Below are 6523 nucleotides of genomic sequence, written 5' to 3' on the forward strand. Positions count from 1 at the left end.
GTTTAGAATTCCCTATGCCTTAGTTTTAGCCGCGATCGCGGGATTGTTTGATCTGATTCCAGCAATTGGCGCAACCTTAGGGATTACCATTGTCGCCTTAATTGTGTTACCTCAAGGAATCTTGCTAAGTATCACTGTTTTAGCAATTTGTGTAACCTTACAACAAGTCGAAGAGAATCTGCTGATGCCTCGAATTATGCAAGGCTCACTTGATATGAATCCAGTTGTCATGTTCTTTGCTTTATTAGTAGGTGCGAGAGTTGCCGGACTTCTGGGAGTTTTTCTGGCCATTCCTCTGGCTGGAGTTATGATCAGTTTGTTTGAAATCAATGAAATGAAGGGAAAAGATTAGTGCAGATTGGCTTCAAATACCCATCAGTTCAGTTAAAAATAGGTGAAAAAGAAGATACTATAAACAAGTGTAGCCATCTGCCCGGAAGCTTCCTGGCTTATGCCCTGGAGCCTTATACCTTTTGCTATAGCACCAAGATCAAGTCAAGGTAGACAAGTCATTATGCAACTCTCACCCCAGGAAAAAGATAAGTTACTGGTTTTCACCGCCGCCCTATTAGCGGAACGACGCAAAGCACGCGGACTCAAGCTGAATTATCCCGAAGCCGTCGCCTATATTTCGGCGGCTATTTTAGAAGGGGCGAGAGAGGGGCGTACTGTGGCAGAGTTAATGAGTGATGGAACGACTCTCCTAACAAGGGATGAGGTCATGGAAGGGATACCAGAGATGGTGCAGGAAGTTCAGATTGAAGCCACCTTTCCTGATGGGACTAAACTCGTCACGGTTCATAATCCCATCCGCTCGTAGGGGTTTGGTTCCCAAACCCGGTCACCAAACCCGGTCACCAAACCCCTACAAATCATCCAACATCCATTCTGACGCCCGTTCCCCCATCTCAATTGGAATGCTCACGGCTTTTCCAAGTCGGGGACGTTCACGAGTTTGCTCGATGTACTCTTGTACCTGGACAACCGCACCCCAACCATGAAGATAATGGGCAATGGCGTCCAGACGCTCTAGATACTCGACTTCAGACAAGGGAAACGACTTCTGCTCTAGGTACTTCCACATCACCTGAACAAAAATTTTTCCCTGAGTCCGCCGAAGCTGGATGTCATAAGAGCGTCCCCACTTGCTGAGCAGGATTTGGTGCAACTCTTGTCCTGTCATAGATCCCTTACCTGGCTGATTGTTTACATTTTTTTACGAAGATAAAGTTTCTTTACTTTATGAGAAGGGTACAAAGAATGTAATAATACTCATAGCTTAAGCTGTAAATCCTTACTTACATAAGGATTGTGGCAACCCTGCTCGCGGTTGAATCCCTCTTCATAAAAGGAGCGGGGTTAGGAAGATACTGGGAATCATCCCAGAGTTGTTAAAAAAAATATACCCTTAGGCGTTCAGTTATGGCTCAAGTGTCTGGCTCCCCAGATGTCCCCGATATGGGGCGTCGTCAATTTATGAACCTCTTGACGTTTGGTACGATTACGGGTACTTTCGTCGGTGCCCTCTATCCAGTCGTCAAGTACTTTATTCCCCCATCGAGTGGTGGTGGTGGCGGTGGTGTCACCGCTAAGGATGCTTTGGGCAATGATATCCAGGTTAGCGAATTTTTAAGCAGCCATAACCCAGGCGATCGCACCTTGGCTCAAGGACTCAAAGGCGATCCCACTTATATCGTCGTGACCGAAGACAAAGCGATCGCGGACTACGGGATCAACGCCGTCTGCACTCACCTGGGATGTGTGGTTCCCTGGAATGCCAGTGAGAACAAATTCATCTGTCCTTGTCATGGTTCTCAGTACAACAGTCAGGGCAAAGTGGTACGCGGACCAGCCCCACTGTCTTTAGCCTTGGTTCACACCGACGTCACCGAAGAGGATACCCTGACCTTTTCCCAGTGGACGGAAACCGATTTCCGCACGGATAACGATCCTTGGTGGACTTAATTGTTTTCGTCATTTGTCCTTAGTTAGGGGCAAATGACATAGCCCATTTTTGAATTGTGAATTTTTTCCTTAAGCGATGAGAACACCTTGTTTATCGGTGATGTACAAAAGCAGCAAGCGGATCATTAGCCAAGCCCTCTTGCTGACTTTGGCAACAGCGGCATTTTTCTTCATTAGTGATATTTCCCTTCCCCAGTCGGCGGCGGCTTATCCGTTCTGGGCGCAGCAAACCGCCCCGGAAACTCCCCGCGAAGCCACTGGACGGATTGTTTGCGCCAACTGTCACCTCGCGGCGAAACCCACGGAAGTGGAACTTCCCCAATCGGTTAAACCAGATACCGTCTTTGAAGCCGTGGTAAAAATTCCCTATGACCTTGACACCCAACAGGTCTTAGCAGACGGTTCCAAGGGCGGTCTGAATGTCGGCGCTGTGGTTATGTTACCCGAGGGCTTTAAAATTGCTCCCGAAGACCGCATTCCTGAAGAATTACAGGAAGAAGTTGGCGGACTTTACTTCCAGCCCTATAGCGCCGACCAGGAAAACATAGTTATTATTGGTCCCCTACCGGGTGAACAGTATCAAGAAATTGTTTTTCCGGTTCTTTCTCCGAATCCAAAAACAGAAAAAGATGTCCATTTTGGCAAATACTCGGTTCACGTTGGGGCTAACCGAGGTCGCGGTCAGGTTTATCCGGCTGGCAATAAGAGTAACAACACCGTCTACAATGCCTCGAAAGCCGGTGTAATTTCTCAAATTACTAAATTGGATGAAGGGGGCTACGACGTCACCATTCAAACTTCTGAAGGGGCGACAATTGTAGATACCATTCCCCCAGGATCTGAATTAGTGGTCTCCCAAGGACAAGAAGTCACCGCAGGTGAGGCGTTAACCACTGATCCAAATGTGGGTGGATTTGGTCAGGTAGACGGTGAAATCGTCTTACAAGACCCGGTTCGGATTAAGTGGCTAATGGTCTTCATTGGTGCGATTATGTTTTCTCAACTCTTTCTCGTCTTGAAGAAAAAGCAGATTGAGAAGGTACAAGCGGCTGAAATGAATTTCTAAGTCCAGCAAACATATAAGGGACAGGTTAGCTAACCTGTCCCTTATTTTATAAGTGCTATCGGAGCTTGATCAGATTGCTTTCACCCAAGACAAGAGTCGTGAGTGATTACTACTCAGCCTCTTTTTCTTCACCTTCATTTTCGTTTTTGGTATCACGATTCCCAAAATAGCGCTTGTTTCTTGAGAAAGAAGAAGAAGAAGACTTCTTGCGAAACTGCCGAGCATAAGCTTGGTTGCGAGAGGCTTTCTCTTTTTTTAAATTGCGGCGTTTAGCCATTTTAGATGTCTCCATCAATACAACAAAACGCTTCTATTGAGAGGCGATTGGATTCCTGAGATTCAAAAGAAGCGCCACAGTTAACTCAAAACCTAGAAGCGGTTGTTTCTGCGACCACCACCGCTTTTTGTACGATCTTCACGAGGTCGCGCTTGATTGACCTTGAGTTCACGACCCATCCATTCAGCGCCGTTTAGCTCAGAAATTGCTGAGGCTTCTTCGTCTTCCGTGCCCATTTCCACAAAGCCAAACCCCCGCAGGCGACCTGTTTCGCGATCAGTCGGCAGATGAACTCGCTTGACGGTACCATACTCGGCAAAGACTTCGCTAAGGTCTTCAGAGGTAACGGAGTAGTCGAGATTGCCTACATAAATTGACATCGATTGATGTTCTCCCCATTCAAAAATTGTGTCGAGAGCCAAGATTTCGGAGAACAGCCTGCCAATACTTTAGGGGAAAAACCTATGAATACTGAAAACAAACGTAGTCACCGCTTTGAGTCTCAATTGACATTGTAACGAATTCCTGCCCTGTTAGGGGATATTGCTGATCATTCCACTGAGAGACATGCAGCCTAAGCATTTTCCAGCCAAGTCTTGAGGTAGATGACAGGAGAAGGCATCGATCGCAGACAATAGATAGACCGGTCAAGAACTGCCTATGCGCGTATCGGCAAAAACGATTCAAATCCTGCTGACGATCATCGCTACTATCTTAGCGATCGCGGCGCTTAAGGCAACCAGTGCGATTACCATCCCCTTAGCGTTTGCCTTTTTCATCGCGGTGTTAGTCTATCCCCTGCAACGTTGGCTCAACCGTCAGACTTAAGTTTCTCTGGGATGGGCTGAGCCTATTTATTTTAACGATCTCGCTACTCGTATTACTTTTACACTCGCGCGATCGCACTCCTGTTTGGTGATACTGATGACCCAGCACTATAACTTTAAATCTCTACCCACAGATAGGCTCAATGCCCAATCCAACTCGGTATTCTGAGTGAAGACAGCTATAGGAGACGATTTATGTCTGTGGCCAAAGTTATTGAAGTTGTTTCTTCCTCGTCAAAAAGTTTTGATGACGCCATTCAACAAGGTTTAGCCGAAACAGCCACTTCTCTAAAGGGTATTAGCGGAATAGATGTTGTTAATTGGACGGCTGATGTTGAAAACGATAAGATCGTAAGCTACAAGGTGACGATGCATGTCGCTTTTAAGATCGAGCGTTAAAAATCCTCTGAACTATTCAGATACCTGAAAAGATACGTTCTGCAAGATTCTCAAGACTTTTTTTGATGATTGAATCTACACAAACACCCGTTCCACCAGCCAAACCCCCTGAACCTTCTAAACCTGATGCCATTCCGGTAGAACCGCCACCCCCTCCACCCCCTGTGCAACCACCACCCCGACCTGTTGATCCCACAAAGCAAGATGAGTAAGTAGGTGGGAAAACATTGGGGATCGTCATTTGTCATTCGTCTTATGTCTTATGTCATTTGTAAGGGTATGAGGATAACTAACACCTCTGTGTAATCAGTGGGATTAACCTGCCAACTCCCCACCCCTACCGTTGCTACTTGCTCTGATAAATCAGTGTATTTGCGAGGGTTCAGGTGATTTTTTCTTGATCAATACTCTAGAATAAATCAATTTATCCACAAAACTCTTGTGTAACTTTTATTAATTAGTTTTGTAATTTATTCATCAGACAACTCGCCAGCCACAATTCCCACGAGGATGTGAGTAAGTTGCTCTAAGTCATCAGGAACGCGATAAAGGGTAATGTCTTGCTTAATTTTTAATTCCTTAACATCTAACCTGCCAAAACTCCAGACATTGCCGATGGTTACAGCCCCATACAGCACCTCTTTCTCTTCGGCTTGTGCTAAAGCAATGAGTTCCACAGCCAACTGAGTAAACCCTCTAGAAAGGTCATCGTTTTTAGCTTCAACGACTAACAAGCTTTGTTCTCGACGGAGTAAGTAGTCTAGATTGCCTTTCAGCCAATTGTTGACACTTAAGGGATACTCAATGCGAATCTGACACTGGCAAAAGCGGGCAACTTCCAGCAATATTGGAAATACTAAAGCTTCCCGCCGTGCGGCTTCACTACTTAAGCTGACTATCAACAAGGCATCTTCCAGGCGCTGCTTCAATTCTGGTAGTCCCTGAAAAGGACGATCGCTGACTGGCAAAACTAAACGCGATCGCACTAAAGTATAATCAAACTCAGCCAGAATTTCCTCTGCCTCGTAGGGCATCTCAAAATAGGAACGAAAGGTATAAGATTGTCCTTCTTGCAAAATTCTGGTCTTGGACATGGCGATATGGATAGGGTTTTAATGACCATTTTCATAGAAGTTTATTTTCGGGTTTAGCTATATCGATGTGTCTACTGCTATAACAGGACATAATAGGAACCCGTTTTAACGGGTTTAAGCTTTTAGCCAGAACTTGAGTTCTCGGCTGACTTTATCGATGTGTCTACTGCGATTCAAAAAAATACTTCAGTAAAAAAATCATAGCAAACCCTGAGGCGGTGTAATCTCAATCCGACCATTTTCAAGATCTACCATTGGCACAATTTCATCGACAAAAGGAATTAAAACGGTTACTGGCTTAGATTGTTTTTTCTTGACTTTCCGTTGCTTACTAATTCGGTTGGGGAGAGGTGCTTCCGGTTTAGCTGGTGTTGGTTCAGGTTGCTGGTGGAGTTTGACCTCTAAAAGCATATTCCCCGCCGGAATCACATTCACGACGATACCGACAGCTTCTCCAGTTAACTGGTTGAAAACCTCTAAATCCAGCACATCGAGAACATGATATTCATTCTCTTCCAACTCTGGGCGATCGCTCTCTGGAACTAGCAGCATTGCACCCCGCAAGGCTTCGGCTTTTTCCCGGTTGTCCACGCCAGCAAGTTTTACGACATAGATCCCTTTACCTGGAACGTAACGCCCCCCTAATAATTCCACAGGTTGCGGTTGGCTATCACCGGATTTCTTTAACCAACGTTGTCCCGGTTTCTCGAAGCGTTCGGGAAAATCCGAATTAGGATAGACACGCAATTCCCCTTTTAATCCTTGAGAAGCAACAATTTTACCAATTTCTAGCCAGTCGTCATTTGTCATTTGTCATTTGTCATTTGTCATTTGTCATTTGTCATTTGTCATTCGTCCTTTGCTTCCCCATCTCCCCCCTCTCCCTCATCTCCTC

The 6523-nt window shown here is 45.6% G+C and carries 12 protein-coding genes; 7 read left to right on the forward strand and 5 right to left on the reverse strand.

The window, feature by feature from the left end; translation table 11 throughout:
* The coding region (locus tag ACLFWI_RS24480; protein ID WP_446415085.1) for an AI-2E family transporter at positions 1 to 352 on the forward strand (352 nt) is incomplete at its 5' end.
* Between the two features lie 162 nt (positions 353 to 514).
* Entirely contained in the window at positions 515 to 820 is a 306-nt protein-coding gene (gene ureA, locus ACLFWI_RS24485) for an urease subunit gamma (RefSeq protein ID WP_446408263.1), read from the forward strand.
* 45 nt (positions 821 to 865) lie between these two features.
* Here ureA and ACLFWI_RS24490 read toward each other — a convergent pair whose 3' ends face one another.
* The gene (locus tag ACLFWI_RS24490) at positions 866 to 1183 is read right to left on the reverse strand and encodes a DUF3067 family protein (RefSeq protein WP_446408262.1); all 318 of its coding nucleotides are present in this window, start codon (positions 1181 to 1183) and stop codon (positions 866 to 868) included.
* 239 nt (positions 1184 to 1422) lie between these two features.
* Between ACLFWI_RS24490 and petC the strand changes: the two genes are divergently transcribed.
* Together petC and petA are read left to right on the forward strand one after the other, a co-directional pair.
* Positions 1423 to 1965 carry a cytochrome b6-f complex iron-sulfur subunit gene (gene petC / locus ACLFWI_RS24495; protein ID WP_446415086.1) on the forward strand — a complete coding sequence of 181 codons (543 nt, stop codon included), beginning with the start codon at positions 1423 to 1425 and terminating at the stop codon, positions 1963 to 1965.
* A 76-nt stretch (positions 1966 to 2041) separates the two neighbouring features.
* On the forward strand, positions 2042 to 3031 hold the full coding sequence (gene petA, locus ACLFWI_RS24500; protein WP_446415087.1) for a cytochrome f: 990 nt from the start codon (positions 2042 to 2044) through the stop codon (positions 3029 to 3031).
* A 109-nt stretch (positions 3032 to 3140) separates the two neighbouring features.
* Here petA and ACLFWI_RS24505 read toward each other — a convergent pair whose 3' ends face one another.
* Together ACLFWI_RS24505 and ACLFWI_RS24510 are read right to left on the reverse strand one after the other, a co-directional pair.
* Positions 3141 to 3308, reverse strand: coding sequence for a hypothetical protein (locus ACLFWI_RS24505; RefSeq protein ID WP_446341981.1), 168 nt, complete (start codon positions 3306 to 3308; stop codon positions 3141 to 3143).
* 92 nt (positions 3309 to 3400) lie between these two features.
* Entirely contained in the window at positions 3401 to 3688 is a 288-nt protein-coding gene (locus tag ACLFWI_RS24510) for an RNA recognition motif domain-containing protein (RefSeq protein ID WP_446415091.1), read from the reverse strand.
* Positions 3689 to 3968: 280 nt separating this feature from the next.
* Here ACLFWI_RS24510 and ACLFWI_RS24515 point away from each other — a divergent pair, with 280 nt between their 5' ends.
* The 3 genes from ACLFWI_RS24515 (at position 3969) to ACLFWI_RS24525 (ending at position 4746) form a co-directional block, all read left to right on the forward strand.
* Positions 3969 to 4136 carry a hypothetical protein gene (locus ACLFWI_RS24515; protein ID WP_446415088.1) on the forward strand — a complete coding sequence of 56 codons (168 nt, stop codon included), beginning with the start codon at positions 3969 to 3971 and terminating at the stop codon, positions 4134 to 4136.
* A gap of 194 nt (positions 4137 to 4330) precedes the next feature.
* Positions 4331 to 4534: a dodecin family protein gene (locus tag ACLFWI_RS24520; protein WP_446408256.1), complete on the forward strand. Its 204-nt coding sequence runs from the start codon at positions 4331 to 4333 to the stop codon at positions 4532 to 4534.
* 65 nt (positions 4535 to 4599) lie between these two features.
* Entirely contained in the window at positions 4600 to 4746 is a 147-nt protein-coding gene (locus ACLFWI_RS24525) for a hypothetical protein (RefSeq protein ID WP_446408255.1), read from the forward strand.
* 258 nt (positions 4747 to 5004) lie between these two features.
* On the opposite strand, the gene ACLFWI_RS24530 is transcribed toward ACLFWI_RS24525, so the two are convergent.
* Positions 5005 to 5628, reverse strand: a complete 624-nt coding sequence (locus ACLFWI_RS24530; protein ID WP_446415089.1) for a hypothetical protein — start codon at positions 5626 to 5628, stop codon at positions 5005 to 5007.
* A 198-nt stretch (positions 5629 to 5826) separates the two neighbouring features.
* Positions 5827 to 6438, reverse strand: coding sequence for a ribosome maturation factor RimM (gene rimM / locus ACLFWI_RS24535; protein WP_446415090.1), 612 nt, complete (start codon positions 6436 to 6438; stop codon positions 5827 to 5829).
* Between the last annotated feature and the right edge of the window lie 85 nt (positions 6439 to 6523).

Origin of the sequence: Coleofasciculus sp., assembly GCF_046539235.1 — a bacterium.
In the GTDB taxonomy this organism is placed as follows: Bacteria; Cyanobacteriota; Cyanobacteriia; order Cyanobacteriales; family Coleofasciculaceae; genus Coleofasciculus.